At 50.6% G+C, this 22,636-nt stretch carries 22 protein-coding genes and 5 tRNA genes; 7 read left to right on the top strand and 20 right to left on the bottom strand.

The genetic code is table 11. From position 1 onward, the window contains the following. Positions 1-332 precede the first annotated feature (332 nt). A complete protein-coding gene (locus WFJ73_RS15865; RefSeq protein WP_336773982.1) occupies positions 333-1,679 on the top strand; it encodes a helix-turn-helix transcriptional regulator in 1,347 nt (448 codons plus the stop codon). Then, positions 1,630-2,490, top strand: coding sequence for a WYL domain-containing protein (locus tag WFJ73_RS15860; protein ID WP_336773981.1), 861 nt, complete (start codon positions 1,630-1,632; stop codon positions 2,488-2,490). The genes WFJ73_RS15865 and WFJ73_RS15860 overlap by 50 nt, the downstream gene beginning before the upstream one ends. Here WFJ73_RS15860 and fabF read toward each other — a convergent pair. Next, positions 2,434-3,672, bottom strand: a complete 1,239-nt coding sequence (gene fabF / locus WFJ73_RS15855; RefSeq protein WP_336773980.1) for a beta-ketoacyl-ACP synthase II — start codon at positions 3,670-3,672, stop codon at positions 2,434-2,436. The two genes, WFJ73_RS15860 and fabF, sit on opposite strands and share 57 nt — an antisense overlap. 213 nt (positions 3,673-3,885) lie before the next feature. Here fabF and WFJ73_RS15850 point away from each other — a divergent pair, with 213 nt between their 5' ends. Further along, positions 3,886-4,743 carry a helix-turn-helix transcriptional regulator gene (locus WFJ73_RS15850; protein ID WP_336773979.1) on the top strand — a complete coding sequence of 286 codons (858 nt, stop codon included), beginning with the start codon at positions 3,886-3,888 and terminating at the stop codon, positions 4,741-4,743. 47 nt (positions 4,744-4,790) lie between these two features. Here WFJ73_RS15850 and WFJ73_RS15845 read toward each other — a convergent pair whose 3' ends face one another. From WFJ73_RS15845 to WFJ73_RS15785, 13 genes are all read right to left on the bottom strand, one after another. Further along, positions 4,791-5,648: a fumarylacetoacetate hydrolase family protein gene (locus WFJ73_RS15845; protein ID WP_336773978.1), complete on the bottom strand. Its 858-nt coding sequence runs from the start codon at positions 5,646-5,648 to the stop codon at positions 4,791-4,793. A 59-nt stretch (positions 5,649-5,707) separates the two neighbouring features. Further along, a complete protein-coding gene (locus WFJ73_RS15840; RefSeq protein WP_336773977.1) occupies positions 5,708-6,565 on the bottom strand; it encodes a polysaccharide deacetylase family protein in 858 nt (285 codons plus the stop codon). A 172-nt stretch (positions 6,566-6,737) separates the two neighbouring features. After that, positions 6,738-8,219 carry a hypothetical protein gene (locus WFJ73_RS15835; RefSeq protein WP_336773976.1) on the bottom strand — a complete coding sequence of 494 codons (1,482 nt, stop codon included), beginning with the start codon at positions 8,217-8,219 and terminating at the stop codon, positions 6,738-6,740. Positions 8,220-8,419: 200 nt separating this feature from the next. Then, positions 8,420-9,901, bottom strand: a complete 1,482-nt coding sequence (locus WFJ73_RS15830) for a hypothetical protein (RefSeq protein ID WP_336773975.1) — start codon at positions 9,899-9,901, stop codon at positions 8,420-8,422. Positions 9,902-10,274: 373 nt separating this feature from the next. Then, positions 10,275-11,405, bottom strand: a complete 1,131-nt coding sequence (locus WFJ73_RS15825) for a hypothetical protein (protein WP_336773974.1) — start codon at positions 11,403-11,405, stop codon at positions 10,275-10,277. 92 nt (positions 11,406-11,497) lie between these two features. Next, positions 11,498-13,006, bottom strand: a complete 1,509-nt coding sequence (locus WFJ73_RS15820; protein ID WP_336773973.1) for a HAMP domain-containing sensor histidine kinase — start codon at positions 13,004-13,006, stop codon at positions 11,498-11,500. Continuing rightward, positions 13,003-13,695 carry a response regulator transcription factor gene (locus WFJ73_RS15815; RefSeq protein WP_336773972.1) on the bottom strand — a complete coding sequence of 231 codons (693 nt, stop codon included), beginning with the start codon at positions 13,693-13,695 and terminating at the stop codon, positions 13,003-13,005. Before WFJ73_RS15815 ends, WFJ73_RS15820 begins: the two co-directional genes overlap by 4 nt. Positions 13,696-13,869: 174 nt before the next feature. Then, a tRNA-Leu gene (locus tag WFJ73_RS15810) sits at positions 13,870-13,955 on the bottom strand. Positions 13,956-14,004: 49 nt separating this feature from the next. Beyond that, positions 14,005-14,080 (bottom strand) — tRNA-Lys (locus tag WFJ73_RS15805). 45 nt (positions 14,081-14,125) lie between these two features. After that, positions 14,126-14,200: transfer RNA gene (locus WFJ73_RS15800), tRNA-Glu, on the bottom strand. A gap of 60 nt (positions 14,201-14,260) precedes the next feature. After that, positions 14,261-14,351, bottom strand: a tRNA-Ser gene (locus tag WFJ73_RS15795). A gap of 1 nt (position 14,352) precedes the next feature. Further along, positions 14,353-14,428 (bottom strand) — tRNA-Asn (locus WFJ73_RS15790). An 88-nt stretch (positions 14,429-14,516) separates the two neighbouring features. After that, positions 14,517-14,978 (bottom strand): SprT family protein, encoded by a 462-nt coding sequence (locus WFJ73_RS15785; RefSeq protein ID WP_442955957.1) that lies wholly within the window; start codon positions 14,976-14,978, stop codon positions 14,517-14,519. Between the two features lie 110 nt (positions 14,979-15,088). Between WFJ73_RS15785 and WFJ73_RS15780 the strand changes: the two genes are divergently transcribed. Together WFJ73_RS15780 and cmpA are read left to right on the top strand one after the other, a co-directional pair. Continuing rightward, positions 15,089-15,439, top strand: coding sequence for a hydrolase/acyltransferase (locus WFJ73_RS15780; RefSeq protein ID WP_336773970.1), 351 nt, complete (start codon positions 15,089-15,091; stop codon positions 15,437-15,439). 191 nt (positions 15,440-15,630) lie between these two features. After that, positions 15,631-15,783, top strand: coding sequence for a cortex morphogenetic protein CmpA (gene cmpA, locus WFJ73_RS15775; RefSeq protein WP_015846520.1), 153 nt, complete (start codon positions 15,631-15,633; stop codon positions 15,781-15,783). A gap of 57 nt (positions 15,784-15,840) precedes the next feature. On the opposite strand, the gene WFJ73_RS15770 is transcribed toward cmpA, so the two are convergent. From WFJ73_RS15770 to WFJ73_RS15745, 6 genes are all read right to left on the bottom strand, one after another. Beyond that, a complete protein-coding gene (locus WFJ73_RS15770) occupies positions 15,841-16,485 on the bottom strand; it encodes a nitroreductase family protein (RefSeq protein ID WP_336773969.1) in 645 nt (214 codons plus the stop codon). A 256-nt stretch (positions 16,486-16,741) separates the two neighbouring features. Then, positions 16,742-17,242, bottom strand: coding sequence for an Rrf2 family transcriptional regulator (locus tag WFJ73_RS15765; RefSeq protein WP_336773968.1), 501 nt, complete (start codon positions 17,240-17,242; stop codon positions 16,742-16,744). Between the two features lie 76 nt (positions 17,243-17,318). Then, a complete protein-coding gene (locus tag WFJ73_RS15760) occupies positions 17,319-19,562 on the bottom strand; it encodes a Tex family protein (protein WP_336773967.1) in 2,244 nt (747 codons plus the stop codon). 149 nt (positions 19,563-19,711) lie between these two features. Further along, entirely contained in the window at positions 19,712-20,347 is a 636-nt protein-coding gene (locus WFJ73_RS15755) for an MBL fold metallo-hydrolase (protein ID WP_336773966.1), read from the bottom strand. Between the two features lie 26 nt (positions 20,348-20,373). Then, on the bottom strand, positions 20,374-20,943 hold the full coding sequence (locus tag WFJ73_RS15750; RefSeq protein ID WP_336773965.1) for a thioredoxin family protein: 570 nt from the start codon (positions 20,941-20,943) through the stop codon (positions 20,374-20,376). A 22-nt stretch (positions 20,944-20,965) separates the two neighbouring features. After that, positions 20,966-21,574, bottom strand: coding sequence for a DedA family protein (locus WFJ73_RS15745; protein ID WP_336773964.1), 609 nt, complete (start codon positions 21,572-21,574; stop codon positions 20,966-20,968). A 190-nt stretch (positions 21,575-21,764) separates the two neighbouring features. Here WFJ73_RS15745 and WFJ73_RS15740 point away from each other — a divergent pair, with 190 nt between their 5' ends. Together WFJ73_RS15740 and WFJ73_RS15735 are read left to right on the top strand one after the other, a co-directional pair. Beyond that, a complete protein-coding gene (locus WFJ73_RS15740; protein ID WP_336773963.1) occupies positions 21,765-22,211 on the top strand; it encodes a cupredoxin domain-containing protein in 447 nt (148 codons plus the stop codon). 80 nt (positions 22,212-22,291) lie between these two features. Then, complete coding sequence (locus WFJ73_RS15735; protein WP_336773962.1) at positions 22,292-22,603, top strand: dehydrogenase; 312 nt, start codon at positions 22,292-22,294, stop codon at positions 22,601-22,603. The last annotated feature ends 33 nt before the right edge of the window (positions 22,604-22,636 follow it).

Raw genomic sequence — 22,636 nt, 5'->3', positions numbered from 1 at the left:
AGTATATTCGCCCATTTGAGGGATGATGGACGCGTTATATTGCACAGAATGCAGGATATTGAGCCGATAAGGGTCGATTTGAGGTCATTTTTCTCTGATATCCTGCATTCCGTGCAGGATATTTTGGATTACCGGCTAGATCACGCTTTTATGCTGCATTTCGTACAACGTTGGCGCGCGGCGGCACTTCAAGTAAGCCTGGCCAGCCTGATCCGGTCTAACATGCGCTGCAAGTATCTCGCTATACAACGAAAGATTACCTATCCTCTTTTAACGGCCCAAGTTACAATAAAGGCAACTACCTCTTCGACAATGAAAGGGGCTTATGAACCGTGGCAAAAGAAAGCTTCGATAAAGAAATCCAGTTTCTGAGGATGCTGGTGCTGACAAGCGGCGCTTATAACCGTCAGCAATTCGCCGACCGGCTTGGCATCTCCGTACATACCTTCGACAAGACCATCCGGCGCCTCAAGGACATTGCCGGATCCGTTCAGCAAGCCGAGGAGCAAAACAAAGCGATGGCGGACATGCTGCGAACGAGCTATTACGAATCGGCGGACCCGCTGCTGCTCTTCCTGTTCCGCTCCAAATCGCTCAAGGAATCCGAAAGCTACCGCTTATCTCTGCTTATTGCTTCCCTTCAGGAGCAAGCACTGACACCGCTGGAGCTGCTGGATCTATGCTGCGAAGGAATGCCGGAGGAGCTTGCGCTGCCGGACGAGAAGACCATCCGCTCCGATCTGAAATACTTGGAGCAGGCCGGCGTTATCCGGCGGCTTCCGGGCGGAAGACCGCAGAAATATACGGCCCACAACGATTTCGTAAGCATGCTCTCCGACGAGGAGTTGTCGGATCTGTATGCTTTTGTGGACGTAATGGCGAATACGCAGGTTCCTTCCGTACAGGGTTATCTGCTTCGCGACAGCTTGAAAAAAGCGATGAAGCGGCGGCAGCTGCCGGACGGTGCCAGCGACCTTTTCTTATATAAATACCATTATCATTCGCGTATTCTGGACGAAGCGCATCTATACACGATCATGCAGGCGATTGAGTCCAGGCGGAAGCTAAGCTTCCACTACTTCACGCCCAAATCGAACCAAAGCTATCATTCCAAAAACACGAATCCGATGTTCGTCAAGCCATCCGAAGGCCGGCTCACCGAGATGCTGCCTCTAAAGGTCGCTTACGATCACCAATACGGAAGATGGTATTTGCTTGGCTATAGCTCAGGCCGGTCCCAAGTCGCGATTTTTCGAATGGAAGGCATAACGCAGCTTGAGGAAAGCGGACTCGTAACGGAAGAAGAATATGCGACAAAGCTGGCAGCGCTAGAGCGCAATACAAGCTTCAGCTGGCTTGTCGATCTGGGCAGACCTACCTCGGTTAAGGTCAGATTTTTTAATCCGGAAGGGGCAAAAAGAAACTTTATCAAGGACCGGGTGCAGCTGCAGGGGCAATGGGGCGTCATTACGGAGGAAGATGAAGCTTCATTCCTGTTCGAGATTACGGTTAACGGCACGCAGGAAATCAAGCCTTGGCTGCGCAGCTTTGGATCAAGCTGCGAAGTGCTTGAGCCCGTATCTTTAAGACGGGAGTTTATCAAGGAATGGAAGGAGCTGGCGGAATACTATGAACCTGTTCGAAAAAATATTCAATTACCGGATGATGGCACAGCTTGACGAGCATGGCGCCCTTGCGGTTACGGCTCAGGAACGCCGCTGGCTTCTGATGATGCTGGAGCATCCGGAGGCCGCGGCTGCCCTATCGCCGGATACGCTAGATAAGCTCCGGCAATGTCTTGGCGGTTCGGATGAACGCTACGATTCGCTGCGGTCCATTATTGTTGAAAAAGCGGGCAGTGCCGTCCCCTCCCTCTACCATCCTCTGCTCAGAACGCTAAGGCAGATGATTGTGAAGAAATCGGGCATGCAGCTGCGCCATACACGGAAGGATGGCTTCCTCCTTCCCAGCCAAACCGGCGTACCTTATAAACTGGAGTATTCGATGGTAAAACGCGAATGGTATTTGCTCTGGTACAACCGGAGAACGCGCTCGTTGATGACGACCAGACTGCGGAGTATTCATAGCGTGGAAGAATTGCCGGTAAGCGAGGAATTTTTCAATCAGGCGGCCGCAACGCTTGCCCAGCAGCTGGATAAGCGCATGCAGCACGCCACGATTGAGATAATTCCGGATTATAACAAGGAGTTATCCCGGATTTTGTATGCCTTCTCCTGCTTTGACAAGCAGGTTCATTACGATGAATTATCCGATACTTATACGATCAGACTGACTTTTCTTGGCGACGAGACGGAATACGTACTGTCCAAGCTCCGGTTTCTTGGTCTGCGCGTCCGCGTGACGGATCATCCCTATATGAAGTTCCGGATGCGCGAAGCGGCGCAGAAATCGTTAGCCCGTTACGGCTATTCGTCAGCCCTCGAAACGGCTAAGCACGATGACGGCGTTATGTCCGCCGAAGCCGAATGAATTGGAAAGCCCGATGCGAAGCGAAGCAGACTGGACATTGGCAGGAACATTAGTCAATCCGCATTCAGGATCCAGCTGATCTAGGTTGATGGTTGGCGGCACGATTCCTTCGCGCAGACTTTGCAGGAGGGCAATTGCCTCAACGCCGCCTGCCGCTCCCAGCATATGGCCCAGCATCGACTTGTTCGCCGTTACCGCAATCCGGCTTTCCCCTTCGCCGAACAAACGGGTTATGGCCTGGCCTTCCGAGCGGTCCCCAAGCCCCGTGCTTGTGGCATGCGCGCTTATGATATCCACTTCGTCCGGACGGATACCCGCATCCGCAAGGGCTGTCCTCATAGCGGTGTACGCCCCGGTTCCTTCCGGATGGGTGGCAACAATGTGATAGGCATCCGAGCTTGCCCCGTAACCCAACACCTCGCCGTAAATCCGAGCCTCCCGCTTCTTCGAATGAGTCAGAGACTCAAGCACAACGATACCCGCTCCCTCCGACATTACGAATCCGTCACGGCTCTGGTCGAAAGGCCGGCTGGCCTTCGTTGGCTCCTCGTTGCGGGAAGATATAGCCTGCGCGTTGCCAAAGCTGGCAAGCGACAGTTCATTAACCGTTGCCTCTGCGCCGCCCGCGATAACCACATCCGCTATACCGAGGCGGATAAGCCGCATCGCTTCTCCAATGGCGGTATTTCCGATGGAGCAGGCCGTAACCGGAGCAAGCGTAGGACCGGTTAATTGGTACCTGATACTGATCGAAGCTGCCGCCATATTGGCAATCATCATAGGCACCAGCATCGGGCTTACGCGTTCGGGACCGCGGGTGCGTAAAATTTCGTCCTGCTCCATCAGCGTGCTTAATCCGCCAACCCCCGAACCGACATATACACCAACGCGATCGCGATCCGTCTCATCCAGCTTAAGTCCGGAATCCGTTAACGCCTGATCCGCGGCGGCAACGGCAAATTGCACGAACCGGTCCATCTTTCTTGCTTCCTTGCGGCCAAACAACGCTTCCGGATCAAAATTCTTAACGGTTCCCGCGAATTTCGTTTTCAGCCTTGCCGTGTCAAAAGCATCTATGCGGGAAATACCCGACTCTCCCCGCTTCATCCGGGACCACATTTCGTCAACCGATTGTCCAAGCGGCGAAATAACGCCCATTCCCGTAACCACTACGCGTTCCATAGAGATCAGCTCCTAAAAAGAATTATCACCCGAATAGCGGTGTTCGCTATTCATGATGATTCTTGCCTCGTAAGCATTCGCTTAATGTATGTTCACACCTCAAAATTAGTACCTGATATTAAATCATGTTGCCACATGAAGTATCCTATTACAAGTTGTCGTTTATCCTAGTATAATGAGTAACAGGATCACCATTTGGAGGTACTGCTCAATATGAATAACAAGACGCGGCTCACCGCGCTTTCGAGCTTTCTGAAAAACCAACGGGCTAAGCTCACGCCCGAGGAAGTTGGTTTTCCCCCTGGCAGCCGGAGAAGAACGCCCGGCCTTAGACGCGAAGAAGTGGCGGCGCTCGCCGGCGTAAGCACCACCTGGTATACCTGGCTGGAGCAAGGCCGGGATATTCAAGCTTCGCCGAATGTGCTGGATGCGATTGCTTCCGCCTTGCGTTTGACTCATGACGAACGCAATTATTTGTACGGTCTAGCGATTGAGCCCGGAGCCGGTCCGTCCATCACGGCCGAAATGCCCGCTTACTCGTCGGATGCGGTTAGTCCGCCACTGCGCAAAATCCTGCATGAGCTTAGGCAATGTCCCTCCATTATCTCGGACCGCCGCTGTCAGATTGTCGGCTGGAACGAAGCAGCCGCCCATGTTTTTGTAGACTTTGCCCAGATCCCCGAGCAGGAGCGGAATATGATCCGCCTTTTGTTCACGCGTAAAGAGCTGCGCCGACTAGCCGTTAACTGGAAGCAGTTCGCAAGCGGATTTCTGTCGATCTTCCGGGCTTATTACGGACAATACGTAGAGGATAACTGGTATGATCAGTTTTTGAAGGAAATGACGGGGTTGCATCCGGACTTTCAAGAGCTGTGGGAGCATAGCGAGGTACGGACGGCGCCAGAGGTTGTGCTGGAATTCCGGCATGCCAAAGCGGGGAAGATGCTCTTCCATCTGACGTCCTTGCAGCTGCAGGGCGGCTCGGATCTTCGCTGCAGCATTTACACCCCTGCTCCGGACAGCGATACGGAAGAGAAATTAAGCAAGCTGATGCGCGGAAAGCCGTCTTAGCCTGAACCTCAGGCCAAGACGGCTTTCTTTTTTACCGATGACATATATTAAGCTTCAGCAACCATGCGGTTCGTTAACTTGCCCAGCTTCTCGATCTCGATCGTGACGACATCCCCGGCTTGGAGATAAACCTGCTTCTCCGGCGGATAGCCCATCACGACGCCCTCCGGCGTGCCGGTCAGAATAATGTCTCCGGGCGACAACGTCATGCATTGCGAGATATAGCTGACGATTTCCTTGCAGTCAAAAATCATATCCGACGTATTCGAGTCCTGCCGGACCTCTCCGTTTACCGTGCAGCTGATCCGTAAACCATTGGGATCGCCTACTTCATCCTTGGATACGAGGTATGGGCCTACCGGAGCGAATTTATCGCAGGACTTGCCCGCCAGCCACTGGCTTGTCCGGGTCTGAAGATCGCGGGCTGACAGATCGTTTGATGCACTGTAACCAAATACGTAATCGAGAGCCTCGTCCACCGATACGTTTTTCGCCGTGCTTCCTATGACAATCGCAAGCTCTGCTTCGTAATCAACCTTTTGCGTCGACCGGGGCAACGGAACATCCTCGCCATGCGCGGCAAGCGCGTTGCTGAATTTACTGAACAGAATAGGGTATTCGGGAAGCGGCATATTCGTCTCTTCCGCATGCTTCCTGTAATTAAGTCCGATACAAATGATTTTCCCCGGTTCCGGCACGGATGGTCCAAAACTAATCTCCGATTCATCCAGATAACGTTCCTTAAATTGTTCAACGTATTGCCGGAGCTTGCCTAATTCAGCCTCTCCGCCCTGCAATAAGTCGTTTAAGGTTACATGACCGGCATCAACTATGCCTTTATCCGTCCGTACGCCCAAACGATAAGCAGAAGCTGCCGCCTTTTCCTTGAAATTGACTAATTTCACGAATAAGCCCTCCTAGTATTCCAATGATCTGCAATAGATTCCTCCTTTATTATACAGCCTTAGCCGTATCTCTTCAGCATCTTGAGAAACTTGCTGCCCGTAAGCGCTGGCGTTCCTGCATTGAGGCGGAAAACTTCATCGGATCCAGGCCTGTTAATGCCAGGTTGCGTGGTGAAAAATAAAGTTACGCCCGCGTTTTTCTCAATCTGCTTGGCCGTCTGATTAAACACGCCATACGGAAAAGCGATAATCTGATACGTGTTGCCCAGTTCTTCTTTGAGCCGCTCTTCCATCAGCTGTGCATCGGCTTCGATGCGAGCCTTATATTCCGCATTCGTCTCTACCCGGCCTTTATCAGGCAGATAAATCGGATTGCTAAGCTTAGGTCCCGTTTTACGGCCCATTTTATCAAGCGGGGCATAATCATGCTGGTTATACGTATGGCTGTAGAAGCTGAAGCCTTCCGCTTTAAGCTTGCGCATGGTATCCCAGGTCAGATGCTTGGTGTGTACGTTCTGCTTGTCGCTGCTTGCGCCAATGATGAAATCAGCAGCGGTAAACTTATATTTTTTCATAATCGGAACGGCGTATTGGTCAAAGCTCTCATAACCGTCGTCAAACGTAATCACAACGGCATTATCCGGCACCTTTCCTTTGCCGCGCATGAAGTCCGCGAACTGCTCTATGCTGATGACATGGTAACCGTTATCCTTCAGAATCTTCATTTGCGTGCCGAAACGGCTCGGAGATATCGTTGCCCCGCTTTCCGCTGCATCAATATGGTGGTACATGAGGACAATAACTTTATTCTTATAATGTGCGGCGCTGTTAAAAGCAGCGTCAAGCTGGTTGGTGGGCGCAGGCCAAGCAATTACGATCGCGATGGCAAGCAGTGCGGCAATCCCTTTCCATTTCACTACTTACTCCTCCTCGAAACGGGATTCGTTTGTTACTGACTCAGTATATTAAGCCGTTATCTCCAAAATGTTTCCGTATTGTAACGAATCCGCAAACATTCCCGGACCCGGAATCAAAATAAAAACTCCCCGCACAGCTACAGGAGCCGCACGGGGAGTATACTGATGATACTTATTTCAATCTTGCTATACCTGTTGCCACTTGCTCGATTTGAGCTTTTGTCAGGCTTTTGTCCGCGGAGCTGATTGTGACGTAACGATCGTCGATTTGGAAGCTCAGCATAGCTGTGTCGCTTGGCGCAAACCATTTGGCTTTTACACCATTTGCCAACGTTACTGCTGTGCTGTCATAACCAAACGAGTAGTCGCGCGGCGAAATTTGAACGTTCATGTGCTTGAACCAGAAGTTAACGGAATCTCCGCCGGTTACTTTTTGGAAGGCATCGTTTATTGTCATTAATGTTGGAGCGTAAGCCGTAGTAAAGCCGTCGAACTTCGCAAACTCGTCTCTAATCGCATTGTTTTGAGCTGTCGTATACGTTACTTTTGCCAGATCGGATTGAGCAGCGCCTACTTTCGCCACCGTAATGGCTACCTTTTCCAGGCGTGCTTGAGTCAGGTTTGCGTTCGGAGAGCTCAAAGTAACATAACGATCATCCACTTTTAAAGTCAGCATGAGAGTATCGCCTGCTTTGTACCATTTCGCTTTTGCGCCATTCGATAAGGTTACCGATGTACCGTCATATTCGTAGGAATAGTCACGCGGCGATACCGTTACGGTCATATTTTCGAAAATGATGTTTACGCCGTCCGCGGAAGCTGCGGTTTTCTTCAGAACGTCGCCGTTAATCATCATTTGCGGAGCGTAAGCCTCTTCGAAGCCGTCAAAGCTGGAAAATGCTTTCTTGAGCTCATCGAGCTGCGCTGCTGTATACAAAACTTTTACCAGATCGGTCTGAGCAACGCCTACTTTCGTTACGCTTGCTGCCACTTTTTCCACCTGGGATTTGTTTAACTTCCCGTTTGGCGAGCTAACCGTTAAGTAACGGTCGTCTACTTTCACCGTCAGCATGTCTTTGCCATTTACGTTGTACCATTTTGCTTTTGCGCCGTTAGACAGCGTTACGTTTGTGCCGTCGTAGTCATGCGAGTAGTCGCGGGGCGATACGTTGACGGTCATGTTGGTGAAGAGAAGGTTCACGCCGTCGCTTGTTGCTGCCGCCTTTTGCAGAGCATCGCCTTTAATCATCATTTGCGGAGCGTAAGCCTCTTCGAAGCCGTCAAAGCCGGCAAATGCTTTTACGATCTGATCAAGCTGAGCAGCCGTGTAATTCGTCAGTACCCATTGATCCGTTATGCTTGTGCCGATGTAGATGGTGTTTGTTTTGCTGTCGTATTGGATTGGCGTATTCAACGCGTTGGACAATGCGCGAACCGGCAAATAAGTCGTGTCATGATAAGTGATTGGCGAAAGTTTATTGCCGTTCTCATCCTTAGGAATATAGGTGCTGCCGTTGATTTTAAAGCCGATTCCGTGGTTCAGGAACGCGTTGATTTTCTCCATGTTACTTCCGGCAAATGCGCCGGCTGCTCCCGATACCGTCATGCCTGCGATCATCATCGTTGCGACTGTTCTTTTCATGTTTTTGTTCATTTTTTATAATCTCCTTTAGAGTTGAATTTGTTTTTTGTTTGAAGCTCCTTACAGACTTAAGTATAGATTTGCGTTATCTCGAAACCGTTTCGAGCTTGTAACGAAGCTGTAAACCTTTTTGCCCGGGCTGTATCAATATTTCGAGGACAAAAAAACTCCCCGCACAGCTGGAAAGCCGCACGGGGAGTGCTGAAGGATGCTTATTTCAATTTCGCTACGCCTGTTGCGATTTGCTCGATTTGAGCCTTAGTCAGGCTGTTATCCGCCGAGCTGATTGTAACGTAACGGTCGTCGATCTGGAAGCTCAGCATAGCTGTGCCGCTTGGTGCGAACCATTTCGCTTTTACGCCGTTTGCCAGCGTTACCGCTGTGCTGTCGTAACCGTACGAGTAGTCGCGCGGCGAGATTTGAACGTTCATGTGCTTGAACCAGAAGATGACGGAATCTCCGCTCGCTACTTTTTGGAACGCGTCGTCTTTAGCCATTTTTGTTGGAGCATAAGCAGCCGTGAAGCCGGCGAATTTCGCAAATTCGTCTTTAATGGCTTTCGTTTGAGCAGCTGTATACGTTACGGTTGCCACATCGGATTGCGCAGCGCCAACTTTAGCTATGCTAACGGCTACTTTCTCCGCTTGCGCTTTGGTCAAGGTTTTGTTCGGCGAACTTACCGTTACATAACGGTCATCTACTTTTACGGTCAGCATGTCTGTGCCGTTTACGTTGTACCATTTTGCTTTAGCGCCATTGGACAGCGTTACGTTCGTTCCGTCGTATTCGAAAGAGTAATCGCGCGGCGATACGTTTACCGTCATGTTTTTGAAGAGCAGGTTGACCCCGTCCGCAGTAGCTGCCGTTTTTTGCAGCGCATCGCCTTTAACCGTCAGCTGCGGCGCGTATGCTGCTTCGAAGCCGTCAAAGCCGGCGAATGCTTTTTTCATTTCATCCAGTTGTGCGGCAGTGTACGATACAGCGGCCATATCCGATTGCACGGCGCCAACGCTAGTTACGGCAGCCGCTACTTTTTCCGCTTGCGCTTTGCTCAAGGCTTTGCTTGGCGAGCTAACCGTTACATAACGGTCATCCACTTTTACCGTCAGCATGTCTGTGCCGTTTACGTTGTACCATTTCGCTTTAGCGCCATTGGAGAGCGTTACGTTCGTACCGTCGTATTCGAAAGAGTAATCGCGCGGCGATACGTTTACCGTCATGTTTTTGAACAGAAGGTTTACGCCGTCACCCGTTGCCGCTACCTTTTGCAGAGCGTCGCCTTTGAGCATGATTTGCGGAGCATAAGCCGTTTCGAACCCTTCAAAGCCGGCAAATGCTTTTTTGATCTCTTCCAGCTGTGCTGCGGAGTAGTTGGTCAGTACCCATTGATCCGTAGTGCTTGTACCGATGTAGATCGTATTCGTTTTGCTGTCGTACTGGATTGGCGTGTTCAGTGCGTTCGAAAGCGCGCGAACCGGAAGGTAAGTAGTGTCATGGTAAGTAATTGGCGCAAGCGTATTGCCGTTCTCGTCTTTCGGAATGTACGTGCTGCCGTTGATTTTAAACCCGATGCTGTGGTTCAGGAACGCGCTGATTTTCTCCATGTTTGTACCGGCATATACCCCTGCTGCTCCGGATACCGTCATGCCTGCGATCATCATTGTTGCGACTGTTCTTTTCATGTTTTTGTTCATTTTGATTATCTCCTTTAGAGTTGAGTTTGTTTTTCTATTTCCGAACTTCTAACCTTTTTACTTTCTGTCTTTATAACCTGTTTCTCTTTGTTTGAAGCTCCTTACTGACTTCAGTATAGAGCGGCGATATCTCCAAAAAATTTCGGGCTTGTAACGAACCTGTAAACATTATTGCCTCGATGTATTTCAATTGTCTTTATTTCATCTGTTCTCTCCTTCGCTGATTCGTTGTTGTTTCTTGCTGATGAACTTAGTATAGTAAGCCGATATATCCAAAAAATTTCGAGCTTGTATCGAAGCTGTAACAATTCATCCGTGCAAATGAGCACAAAAAAGATCCGGATCGCGTGATCCGGATTCCTCGTGGATATTCTCATTGAAAATCAATAATGTGCGTAACGGGCATGCTGTCCTTATCGGCGACCGTCACGCCAAGGCGCGTACCTGAAGGATTCCAACTTAACGGATATTGCGGAAAATAACTTGGGCCAATCGGCGAAACCTTGCCGGTTGCCGAGTCGAAAATATAAACCCCGTTCATCCCGCTCTGATTCTCGGTATACAACGCGGCCGCCAGCTTGGAGGAACCCGGAGACCAAGCGATATACGGAATCAAATCGCCTTTCGCAATGGAGAGCCCTTCCGCGCTTCCGTTCGAGTCGAAAATACGAAGCTCGCTGCCCGCCTTCCCGGCTTGCTTTTGGATTTCGACCGCAAGATGCTTGCCGTCCGGCGACACCTGGAACGTCATCGCATGTTTGACCAATTCGGCTGGTTTCGGATCGTCAGGCGTGAATTGCTTTAAGGTCTGGTTATTGTCCGTGTAGTAGATGCGCCCTTGGCCGACACCAAAATTCACGAAAGGCTGGTCGCCGAGCGCCGGATCATCCAGCTTCAGAAGAGTTACGGTTCCGTCTACCGCAATTTGGCGGATATCGCCAAGCCCGCTCATCGAGCCTGCCGCTAGAACATACGTGGTATCGTTCAGCCAGCCGCCGGTCTCCAAGTAATTGCTGCCCTTAATTTCGATCGTATTGCCCGTGCTGCTCTCTTTAATAAAATTACGGGCCGTATATTTATCCTTCCACTGCTGAACGAACGCATACTTGCCGTCCGGAGACGACTGTTCTTTTTCGACGGTTTGAACCTTCTTCACCGGTTCCTCAGCCGACTTCTGCTCGTTATTGTTTAAATCCACGCTTACGGTATTGTATTCGAACTGAGCTTCTTCCGTAGCCGTGGCTTGCTTGACAAGCTTGGTGTACATAAGCTGAACCAGATCGTCGGACAGCCATTTATCCATGCTCGCACCCTCGAAGCGATGAATCCGCTGCACCATAACTTCCTGGTTCGGTTTCTTCTCTGGGCTTTTTACAACCGTTAATTCCCCATGTTTATTCGTGTCATTGCCGTTATTGGCTTGATTACCGCTCTGTACAGAGGAACACGCAGCAAGTGCGGCTGCGAGCGACAACACGGCGCCTAATTTAATGATCTGTTTCATCGTTATCCCCCCGGATTTGTACCAGTTTCCATAAGTATAGAAGGCCTCTATGTCGAAAACATATCTGAATTGTATCCAAGTTGTAACAACTTTTATGGCAATGGCTCACCAGGCAGGGAGATAACAAATCTTGAGCCTTTAGGTCCCGATTCGGCCAGTTTAACGGTGCCATGCTGCTTCTCGGCCAAGCTCCTGACTAAAGCCAAGCCAAGCCCTGTACCGCCCGTTTCCCGGGATCGGTCGTCGCTAACGGTAAAGAACGGTTCAAAGATCCGGTTCTGAAGCTCTTCCGGTATGCCGATACCGTTGTCCGCGACTTCGATAATGACCCGCCGCTCGCCAGAGGCTTCCGTTTCCGAATGATTGGTAAGCCGAACCCGTCCTCCGGGGCGGTTATATTTTATCGCGTTGCTGAGCAAATTCGTAACCATATGCATGAGGTTGTCCTGATCCGCCCATACAAGGTCATCCTTTAGTTCGGAGGAAAGCGAGATTTTTTGTTTTTCCGCCTTAATATGCAGACGGCTTAGCGTCTCCTCGAGCAGCGGCTTCACCTGGAACTGAGAGGCATTGGTCTCAAAATCGTAAATATCCATCGAAGAAAGCTGAAGCGCCTTCTCGATGAGCGCATACAAACGCTCCGCTTCCTTGCTGATCTGGGTACGGGCATTTTGCAGCAAAACCGGGTCATCGCTATACAGGCCAAGCAAATCCGAGTAAGCCAGGATAGAAGTTAAAGGCGTTTTCAGCTCGTGGCTGATATTGCCGATAAACTGCTTTTGCTGCTGCTCCAGTTCCTGAAGCCTCTTGATTGCCGTCAGCAGCTTCTGCTTCTCTTCGTTTAATTCGTCGACATAAGATGCGATACTGCCGCTCATATCATAAATGCCTTCAGCAAGCTCGCCGATCTCATCCCGTCTGCGGACGGGCGGCTTGTCCAAATAACGGCCTTCCCCAATATCCTTGGCCGCCTGATTGAGCTTGCCAAGGATAAAGGCTTGCCTCCATACGTACAAATAACCAAGCAGGAGACCGGCCGCCAGCACGGCAGCCCCTGTCCCGATAAACAAGTCGCGGATATGGCGGTAAAACATTTTCTGATCTTGGAGCGAGCCATGAAACTGTACGCTGCCGAGAAATTGATCGGCATTATAAAGCGGTGCCAGATACAGCACCTGATTGCCTAGCGTAATATAGGCCTCCTGCCCTTTGGCGGTATGGGCAAGAGCATCCTTTACGTCGGTCACCGGCTGTACCGGCAGCGATGTCCCGGCGAATTGGCCGTCAGCGCTGTACAGCGTCACCGCCATGCCGCTTTGTCCGCCAAGATCTACCGCCAGGCTCTGCCCGTTACGCTCCATAAATTCGTCCGGGGATACCCGCTCACCGGTCAGATACTCCTCGCGTACGCGAAGATTTGCCGAACTCGCCAGCTGGGAGAAGCTTTGCTCCATTCGCTTCTGTTGATCCTCGCGAATCCCCGCAAGCACCAGCATGCTGAGCAATACGACAACAAAAGCGAGCAGCAAAGCGAGAAATACGGTGATTTTCCCTTTTAAGCCAATTCTGAACCTATGCCGGGAACCGGCAGCTCGGGTCATCCGTTTGTCCTCGTGCTTTTATAACCGATACCGTAAACGGTTTGTATGAGTCCTTGCCATTCGCCAAGCTTCTTGCGAAGCCTCTGCACATGGATGTCCACGGTGCGCGTACCGCCGGCAAAATCCATCTCCCACACCTGCTCAAGCAGCGCTTCCCTGGAGTATACCCGGTCCGGATGCTTCGCCAGAAGCGCCAGCAGATCGAATTCTTTCGGCGTAAGATCACAGATCTCTCCGTCAATCCTGACCGTGCGGCTTAAAAGGTCAATCGCTATTCCGCCAAGCTCCAATTTGCCCTCTTTATCTGGGTCCTGTTCCGGCGCTTCAATCTGGCGCCGTCTGTGGAGAGCCTTCACGCGGGCGACCACTTCCCGAATATCAAACGGCTTGGTCATGTAATCATCGGCGCCAAGCTCGAGCCCAAGCACTTTATCAACAATATCGTTTTTAACGGTGAGCAGCATAATGGCGGGTTTGTTGCCAGCCTCCAGCTTCCGGCATACCTCGTAGCCGTTCATCTTGGGCATCATTACATCAAGCACCATAACATCCGGCTTAAAGGCTGCAACCTTCTCAAGCGCCTCCATCCCGTCACCGGCAGTTTCTACCGTAAATCCTTCACGCTGCAGCGCATAAGCTATCGCGCTGGAGATACTGACTTCATCATCTACAACAAGCACTTTAATCATGCGATTTATCACTCCTCGTTCGAGCTTTCCTTATCACCGGGCAGGTATCATTAGATATGGCTTATTCTTTTCATTATAGCCGCGCTTGTTCCAAAGTCCAAAGCACAAATCCGATTTCAAAAAGAAAACACAAAAAAATCCCTTACGGATGTAAGGGATTGAACTTTTAAGTTATGGTGCGGTAGAGAGGACTCGAACCTCCACGGGCGTACGCCCACTACCCCCTCAAGATAGCGTGTCTGCCATTCCACCACTACCGCACATTTAATTTCATTTCCTTCATACCATCACTTCGAGGGAGAAGTAAAATGGTGAGCCATGAAGGACTCGAACCTTCGACACCCTGATTAAAAGTCAGGTGCTCTACCAACTGAGCTAATGGCTCTCATGCTGTAAAACGAACTCTCGAGAGCCGCTACATTAAAGGAAATGGTGACCCGTAGGGGATTCGAACCCCTGTTACCTCCGTGAAAGGGAGGTGTCTTAACCCCTTGACCAACGGGCCTTACTTACTTGTTGTTGCTATCGTCATCTCTCTCGAGCGACTTGTCCACCAAGAAAATTATGGCGGAGAGAGAGGGATTCGAACCCTCGCACCACTTACGCAGTCTAACCCCTTAGCAGAGGGTCCCCTTGAGCCACTTGGGTATCTCTCCATGGCTCCCCGAACAGGACTCGAACCTGTGACAACTCGATTAACAGTCGAGTGCTCTACCAACTGAGCTATCAGGGAATGCTTCAATCACTTGCTTTTTTCTTTCGTTTCAACCGCTTGATTACCGCGGCGACAAGTAATAATATATCACGGCCATTTCAGAAGGTCAAGCGTTTTTTAAAAAAAGTTTTCCGCGACATTTTCCGCATGCATATCGGGCTGGATCAAGCCTTCTTTTACGCGGATACTCGGTACCGCAGCTGCGGCAGACAAGCATGTATTTATAAGGAGTTGGCGCCTTGGAGGCCCTCTCCGGCAGCGAATTGCAGTAACGGGATCCGCCGACGTAAGCGAGCAGTTTTTTGAAATCCTCATCCCGGTGCTGGTACCCTCTCTTCATTATATGGAGATGATAATGGCACAGCTCATGCTTAATAATTTTTTCGGTTTCTTCTTCGCCAAACGCTTCTAATTGATGAGGACTAATCTCAATGTTATGCGATTTCGTAAAATAACGCCCGCCCGTTGCCTTCAAACGCCCGTTAAAGGTCGCCTGATGGATGAAGGGTCGTCCAAAGCTTTCGAGCGATACGCGTTCAACCCACTGCTGCAATTCATCGTCATTCATTTTCATGGTCATTGTATTCTCCCCCAGTACTTGAATTTTAAAGCGTTCATAGGCTACACTGTCAAGTAGAAATCATTATAGATGGCCTACGAGGGGAGTTTATTTTCACCATGCCTACAATGCGTTACGTCCTTATGAACGGCAGCAGCCACATTTTCTTTGTTGAGATGCCGGAAACCCATGCTTACCAGCTCAGCGCGCTGAACCTGCGCCTTCATAAAGAAATTGACAAACTTACCGCTGATCATGTGCCTCAGCTGCCGTACGCGGTCGCGGAATGCGACAATGTCGAGCTGCACGACAGCTCGATCCGGATCGTCTCCGGTCTGGACTACATTAATGAACTGGAACGCGATTTTGCAGCCGTTAAGGAATCGGCTTACCCGCTGATCGCCCTGCTCACCGAGATTCGTGCCCTGCAAGCCCAGCTTGAACAATGGTACGAGGATGAAGAACTCTAAAATGAATAATCCTCAATCGAGGCCTTTCGAAGTTGAGCGACCGCGTTTAAAGGTAGGATTAATCGCCAAATAGAATTTCGGTTTCCGTGGATTCAGAACTGAGAATTCTATTGTGGTAGGACCTGCACGGACATTCGCCCTTCTCCATACTGTAGTAGTACATCAGGTATGGCCGGAAGGAGAAGATACGAATGCCACAATGGCTTTGCAATCAAATGATGCGTGCTTTTCAGAAGAAGGATCTTAGGCAGATTAAACTGCTGAATGAATGCTGGTATTTCTATCGGAGCAAGCAAACAACAAAAAACGAAGACGAAAGCCGTCCCGAAATAACTCTTCATTAAAGTCTTAATAAAAAACTCCCGCCAGCGAGCTGCTGCGGGAGTTTTTTGCATCCGGAATTATTTTACGCTGTTCCAGAACGTGATTTCGTCGAGCGGAAGACGTACGGTTGGACGGCCTTCCTCTTTTGCTTTGCCGATCGGCAGAACAAGAAGAGGCAGGTAACGGTCCGGAATTTCGAAGAAAGCTTTCAGCTTATCACGGTCATAACCGCCCATTGGTACCGTGTCATACCCTTTGGATTTAGCCGCAAGCATAATTTGCATCGATACAAGACCGGCGTCAAAAGCAACGATCTCCGTTACGCGCTCCTTGGGAATAGAAGGGAACAGGCTTGTGTAATGATCGGTAAAGCGCTGGGCAATCTCTTCCGTCATGTAGCCGGCTTTAACTGCCGCCCCGTTGATCTCGCCAAGCTTGGTGTAGAACTCCAGATCTCCAAGAACGACTACAACAGCCGATGCGTCAACAACCTGTTGTTGGTTGTTCGCGATTGGGAGCAATTGATCTTTCAGCGCTTGGTCCGTGATTACCAGGAAGCGCCAGGATTGCGTATTTGCCGAAGACGGCGCTTTAGTTGCGAGTTCGAGAATTTCTTTGATTTCTTCATCCGAGATTTTGAACGACGGATCATAATGACGAACAGAACGACGGGATGTCAGAACTTCCGTAAAATCCTTGCCAACTTGTGTTTCGATAGTCATTGTTGGTTCCCTCCAATAATTAAATGATCTGTGTGCCAGATTGCTCAGTTAAAACCAAAAAAAGGCATAATAAAATGACGACTGTGAGAAATAAACCACAGATTAAACTGCGAATAATTTTACACAGTTACAAATATGAAAAGGCGCCTTTTATGCTGTAAGTACGCTCGCATCTGTAACAGTTTTGATAACAGTATAAAATCGTGACGGCGGAAAGTCAACTGGGATAGTGTGACTATTTTTTCCGCCGTCATCATTAACTATTCAAATCCATTCGCTTGAGCGTGCAAATCCTCTCGGAGAGCTGAGCAATCGTAACCTGCCGCAGCACTTCCAGCGTCCTTCGTTCCACTTCGTCGGTTATTTCCATAAAAGCGACCCGCATCTCCTGACCGAAATCATGGATGCCGGTTGTATCAAGCATTCCGCTGCATAACGGCTCCCCTACGCGCAAAGCCAAATAGACATCGGCTAGCGTGATCGTCTCCGGGGCACGCTTCAATCGGTAACCGCCGTCACGGCCTTCCCTGGTCTCAAGCAGCTGTTCCCGGGCCAGCTTAGCCAGCACGCGCCGCAGCATCGTTGCTTCCGACTTCATATGACCGGCCAGCTCCGCGCTGGTACAAGCATTAGGTTTGCGGGATAACACAACAAGCGCCTGCAAGGACAAGCCAAACCATTTATGATTCGGAGCGCTGCTGCACCGTTCTTTTTCCGTTTGAATGGCATTGTTATCGGGCTGAATAATGATGTTCATCCTCTCCTTCCTTAGTAGGATCTTAGAGGCACATCTGTATTATAGGCTCCAAAATATGCAGTCAGCAAGCCCGAAATTATGCCTGCTTGCGCATGGTAAGGGACACCCGGCCTTTTTTCAAATCAACGCCAAGCACCCATACGGTGACATTGTCGCCTACGGATACCACGTCCATCGGATGCTTCACGAATTTATCGCTCATCTGCGAAATATGGACAAGGCCGTCGTTCTTGATGCCAATATCAATAAAAGCGCCAAAGTCGATAACATTCCGTACGGTTCCTTGCAGTTCCATTCCCGGAGTCAAATCTTCAATATTGAGAACATCGGTATGGAAGATCGGCGGCGGCAGCTCTTCGCGCGGGTCGCGCCCCGGACGGAGCAGGCTGTCGATGATGTCCTTCAAGGTTGGCACCCCTACGCCAAGCGAAGGCGCAATGGCTGCGGGATCGATTCCCGATAGCTTCTCCTTCAGCTCCTCCGTGCCAAGCTGATTTTGCTTCAGGCCAAGCTCGGCAAACAGCTTACCGACAACATCGTAGGATTCCGGGTGAATCGGCGTGCTGTCCAGCGGATTCGCCGCTTCCGGAATACGCAGGAAGCCGATGCATTGCTCGTATGATTTGGCGCCAAGCCGCGGCACCTTTTGCAGTTGGCCGCGCTTTACGAACCTGCCGTTCTCCTCGCGGTACTTCACGATATTTTTCGCAATCGTTGCATTAATCCCCGCTACATAAGATAGCAGTGACGCGGACGCCGTGTTTACGTCTACGCCAACATGGTTAACCGCAGATTCGACTACGCCGCCAAGGCTTTCGTCGAGCCGCTTTTGGCTGACGTCATGTTGGTATTGCCCGACGCCAATCGCTTTAGGCTCGATCTTCACAAGCTCGGCGAGCGGATCCTGCAGGCGACGCGCAATCGACACCGCGCTGCGCTCGGCTACGTCGAGATCCGGGAACTCCTCCGCCGCTAGCTTGGAAGCGGAATAAACGCTTGCCCCGGCCTCGCTTACGATAATATATTTCAGCTCGCCTTGTCCAGCTGCCTTGCGTTTGCCGATTAAGCCGGCAATAAACTGCTCCGTCTCGCGGGAAGCTGTCCCGTTGCCGATTACAATAAGCGTTACGCCATAACGGTCAATCTGACCGTTAATGATTTTTTCCGCTTCCGCGACCTTGTTGTTGGGAGGAGTCGGATAGGTAACGGCAACTTCCATCAGCTTGCCGGTATCGTCAATAACGGCGAGCTTGCAGCCCGTCCGGTAGGCCGGGTCAACGCCCAATACCACATTGCCGCGCACTGGCGGCTGAAGCAGCAGATTGCGAAGATTTTCCGAGAAGATGGAGATCGCATGCTCCTCCGCTTTCTCCGTCAGCTCGCCGCGTACTTCCCGCTCGATCGAAGGGGAAATAAGTCGTTTGTAAGCATCCTCGATAACGGCCGACAGCACGTCGCGTACGGCAGGCGCCGTCTGCTGGCGAAGCAGTTTGCGCTGAATAAACTCATGAATCCGTTCCGCGGAAAGCTCAAACGAGACGCGCAGAATATCTTCCCGCTCTCCCCGGTTAATCGCCAAGACACGGTGCGGCGGCAGCTTGCGGACCGGCTCCTGGTAACTGTAGTACATCTCATAGACGGATTCGGCGTCCGCGTTTTTCGCTTCGGTCTTAAGCAGCGCCTGGTCAAAGGTATGCTTCCGCACCCAGGAACGGATCGCTGCGTCATCCGCGATATTTTCCGCCAGGATGTCCATTGCGCCTTGAAGCGCATCTTCTGCCGAACCTACGCCTTTGTCCTCATTCACATATTTAGCCGCCTCGACTAGCGGCTCGCCCTGGCGAGGCTGAGCCCACAGCCATAAGGCAAGCGGCTCTAATCCGCGTTCCTTCGCTACGCTGGCGCGTGTCTTGCGCTTCTGCCGGTAAGGACGGTACAAATCCTCGATTTCCTGCAGCTTGCCCGATGCCTCGATCGAGCGGCGAAGCTCATCGGTCAACTTGCCCTGCTCGTCAATCAGACGGATTACTTCGCGCTTGCGCTCTTCCAGATTGCGCATATATTGCAGCCGTTCTTCAATCGCCCGGAGATCATTCTCGTCGAGCTCGCCGGTCATCTCTTTCCGGTAACGCGCGATAAACGGTATCGTATTGCCTTCATCGAGCAAAGCCACAGCCGATTTTACTTTCGTAATCGGAATCGACAGCTGCGATGCCATGCTTTTTATGATTTGATCATTCTCGGCAGCAACCTGCTCGGGTGTCCGTTTGCCTGTGCCTGCCGCTTCCTCTTCTACCTGCTTTACTTTAGTATCCGCCAAACAACTGCACCGTCCCTTCAAACTTTTCATTTACAAAAAGGCCATAACTATATTGTCTCAGATTTGAAACCGCTTTTCCATATTTCCGGAAACGAAACCCAAAAAGCAGTAAACCGCCGGCAGAATCAGCCGGCGGTTCGCTTAATGAATCATCTCACATAAGGGTTATTGGCCATTTCAAAGCCAATCGTTGTTTTGGGCCCGTGTCCCGGGTATACCTTAACTTCAGACGGAAGCTTATACAGCTTCAATTGAATCGAATCGAACAAATCCCGCTCCCGGCCGCCCGGCAGGTCAGTCCTGCCGACCGATTGCCGGAACAGAACATCCCCCGAGAAGATATCATTCCCGCAGAGGAAGCTTACGCTGCCCGGAGAATGTCCGGGCGTATGCAACACTTTAAACGTATGGCCGATAAATGTCAGCGTCTGCCCTTCATCCAGCGCGTATTCGGCTGGACCTGTCGTCAGCGGCGGCGTCACGTCCGACCACCGCATCGAGCCGTTCTTGCGGGCATCCGTCAGCCAATCCGCCTCAAGATCATGAATGTACACCGGACAGCCCGCAGCAGTTCTTACTTCCTCTACGCCGCCCATGTGATCGAAGTGGGCATGAGTAAGCAGAATCGCTTCAACTTTAACTCCGGCGATCCGGTCCAGCAGCCGCTTCGGCCCCATTCCGGGATCGATAATAATTCCGCGCTCTTCGCCGCTCTGCTCATCTTTTTCCGTCAATAGATAAGCATTGGTTTGCAGCGGGCCAAGCGTAAACGTTTCAATACGCATGTTCGTAATACTCCATTCTAATCCGTTTAAACCGATTCAATCAACGCTCTAAGTTCTTGTACAACCAAAGCGTGATAACCGGCGCCTTCGCCGTAACGGCGCATAATTTCTTTACGGGTCTCCGCAAGCTTATCCTGGTAGTCCGCTGCTTCGCGGTCCGGATTTTCTTTCTTGAAGAGCACCATTGGCTCCTGGACGTAGGTTGGTCTTGGCCCCCAAGTGCCGTGTATAACCTTGCCTTCCGCGTCGGTTACGATAACAACCGGAACGGAGCGGCCTCCCATCGTCAGGAATTGATCCATCGTATCGAGATTTTCTTCCATAATAAGTACCTCAACCGGAACTCCTCCCGCCTCCAGCGCGCGGAATACAACCGGAATATTGCGGACAACGTCTCCGCACCAATCCGCCATCAGAATAAAGACGCGCAGGTCATTGCGGCTTTTGAGCGATTCGAAAAATTCGCGGTCGCTATCGTTTGCCCATTCAAATTTATCGTACCAGCCTTGAAATGCTTCCTTGTTCTTGGTCATTCCTTCAACAAACTGCTGCGGGCTAATCCCTTTGTTTAATTTTTCTGCTACGCTTCTGCTCATGTTCATCCCTCTTTCCGTTTAATTATACAGACTTGCCTCTGGAACGAATAAACTTGTATACCACATAAATTATCAGTAAGGCTATAGCAATCAGAATAGCCGGTTGTACGTACTGAGCAGCCTTCTGATCGACATCTTCCCAATTCTCACCTAATGTTTTGCCCAAATGAACGAATAATATCGTCCAAGGGATGGAAGCAAGCGCCGTCAGCAGCGTAAACAAGCCGAAGTTCATCTTCGCCATACCGGCCGGAATCGAGATAACCTGGCGCATAACCGGGATAAAACGGGCGGTAAAGACGATACCCGCTCCGTATTTCTTGAACCAGCCTTCCGCGATATCGACATGCTTCATCTTGATCTTAATATATTTGCCGTATTTCTCGACCAAAGGACGGCCGCCGAATCTTCCAATCGCGTATAAAATCCAGTTCTGCCCAACCGCGCCAAGCACGCCGAAAATAATCGCGCCCAGATACGATATTTTCCCTTCCGACACTAAGTATCCGCCGAAACCTAATACTATTTCACTTGGAATCACCTCTATGAGCAATCCAATTAGTATCCCGAAGTAACCAAGGCTTTCAATCCATACTAAAATTTCGTGCAATATATCCTTTATTAAATCCATTCCATCCCGCCTTCCCCAACCTAAATAATAGCAATTGACTGTATTCTACCATACGAAGCGGATAAGCATCTACCCGGCAGAAGTCCGGCTTGTCCATGCGACGAAAGGTGTCATGCCGGGACAGGCCTCCGCATACACTAGCATAACTTCGAAACCGTTCCCATTAAAAGAATAAAGAGGAGGAATCCTTATGTCACGTGTATTTATCATTAATAAAAAGCATGTACAGCTATTTATGTTTGCCCTGCTTATCATCCTCCTGGCAGCCGTCTATTTCAGTTGGGATCGTACGCGCACGGCAAGCAGCCAGCCGGCAAAGGTACAGACCATCCAGCTTGTAACGGGCGAATTCAGCACAACGACCGAAGACGGCAAAAAGCTGGAGGTATACCGCTGGGATCCGGGCACTGTCAGCCTCCGCAAGGGCGAGCCTGTCGAGCTTCGCATCAGCGGCGTTAACGGCAGCAGCCACCCTTTTGTCATTGAAGGCCTCGGCATTAAAGGCGAGGTAAAGAAAGGACAAACCACGGTTGTCCGGTTTACGCCTGAGCAAGCCGGCACCTACCCCATTATATGCCAGGTTCATACCGATATGAACAATGGCGGACCCATGGTCGGCTACATCGAGGTCCATTAACAAACAGTAATACGCGGCTTATGAAGTGACCGTCTCAAACTCGGACGCATATTTATGAGTTAGAGAGGAGTCGGTTCACGATGAAGTCAACTGCCCAGAAGCATACGTCCGGCCTGCCGTCCGCACGAAAAATCCGCCGCGCCTGCAGCAATGAACTGTATCGAACCGTCAAACGGTTGAAGGTATGGGTGCCCAAAGAGAAAATGGAGCAGGCCGAAGACTTGTATTATAAAAAGGTCATTATGAACCTGCTCTTTATTGCGGAGAACGAGAAAAACCGCAAGGTTCTGTCCGACTGGTGGGACGAGAACGTTGCCAGCGATATCGCCGAGCTGTGGGACGTGGATATCACGAAGCTCCGCTGGGCATTCCGCGATGCATTCGGGGGATAAAAAAAGCTGCCGTCTTCCGGCAGCTTTTTTTCT

Origin of the sequence: Paenibacillus sp. MMO-58 (assembly GCF_037146255.1) — a bacterium.
Taxonomy (GTDB): domain Bacteria; phylum Bacillota; class Bacilli; order Paenibacillales; family Paenibacillaceae; genus Pristimantibacillus.
The sequence above is the reverse complement of the archived record's forward strand: the minus strand, read 5'-3'. Positions and strand labels throughout refer to the sequence as shown.

Coding starts and splice junctions, on each gene's coding strand:
- WFJ73_RS15860 (WP_336773981.1), top strand. CDS start 1,630: ATGAACCTGTTCGAAAAAATATTCAATTACCGGATGATGGCACAGCTT.
- fabF (WP_336773980.1), bottom strand. CDS start 3,672: ATGGAACGCGTAGTGGTTACGGGAATGGGCGTTATTTCGCCGCTTGGA.
- WFJ73_RS15850 (WP_336773979.1), top strand. CDS start 3,886: ATGAATAACAAGACGCGGCTCACCGCGCTTTCGAGCTTTCTGAAAAAC.
- WFJ73_RS15835 (WP_336773976.1), bottom strand. CDS start 8,219: ATGAACAAAAACATGAAAAGAACAGTCGCAACGATGATGATCGCAGGC.
- WFJ73_RS15830 (WP_336773975.1), bottom strand. CDS start 9,901: ATGAACAAAAACATGAAAAGAACAGTCGCAACAATGATGATCGCAGGC.
- WFJ73_RS15825 (WP_336773974.1), bottom strand. CDS start 11,405: ATGAAACAGATCATTAAATTAGGCGCCGTGTTGTCGCTCGCAGCCGCA.
- WFJ73_RS15820 (WP_336773973.1), bottom strand. CDS start 13,006: ATGACCCGAGCTGCCGGTTCCCGGCATAGGTTCAGAATTGGCTTAAAA.
- WFJ73_RS15815 (WP_336773972.1), bottom strand. CDS start 13,695: ATGATTAAAGTGCTTGTTGTAGATGATGAAGTCAGTATCTCCAGCGCG.
- WFJ73_RS15785 (WP_442955957.1), bottom strand. CDS start 14,978: ATGAATGACGATGAATTGCAGCAGTGGGTTGAACGCGTATCGCTCGAA.
- WFJ73_RS15780 (WP_336773970.1), top strand. CDS start 15,089: ATGCCTACAATGCGTTACGTCCTTATGAACGGCAGCAGCCACATTTTC.
- cmpA (WP_015846520.1), top strand. CDS start 15,631: ATGCCACAATGGCTTTGCAATCAAATGATGCGTGCTTTTCAGAAGAAG.
- WFJ73_RS15770 (WP_336773969.1), bottom strand. CDS start 16,485: ATGACTATCGAAACACAAGTTGGCAAGGATTTTACGGAAGTTCTGACA.
- WFJ73_RS15765 (WP_336773968.1), bottom strand. CDS start 17,242: ATGAACATCATTATTCAGCCCGATAACAATGCCATTCAAACGGAAAAA.
- WFJ73_RS15755 (WP_336773966.1), bottom strand. CDS start 20,347: ATGCGTATTGAAACGTTTACGCTTGGCCCGCTGCAAACCAATGCTTAT.
- WFJ73_RS15750 (WP_336773965.1), bottom strand. CDS start 20,943: ATGAGCAGAAGCGTAGCAGAAAAATTAAACAAAGGGATTAGCCCGCAG.
- WFJ73_RS15745 (WP_336773964.1), bottom strand. CDS start 21,574: ATGGATTTAATAAAGGATATATTGCACGAAATTTTAGTATGGATTGAA.
- WFJ73_RS15740 (WP_336773963.1), top strand. CDS start 21,765: ATGTCACGTGTATTTATCATTAATAAAAAGCATGTACAGCTATTTATG.
- WFJ73_RS15735 (WP_336773962.1), top strand. CDS start 22,292: ATGAAGTCAACTGCCCAGAAGCATACGTCCGGCCTGCCGTCCGCACGA.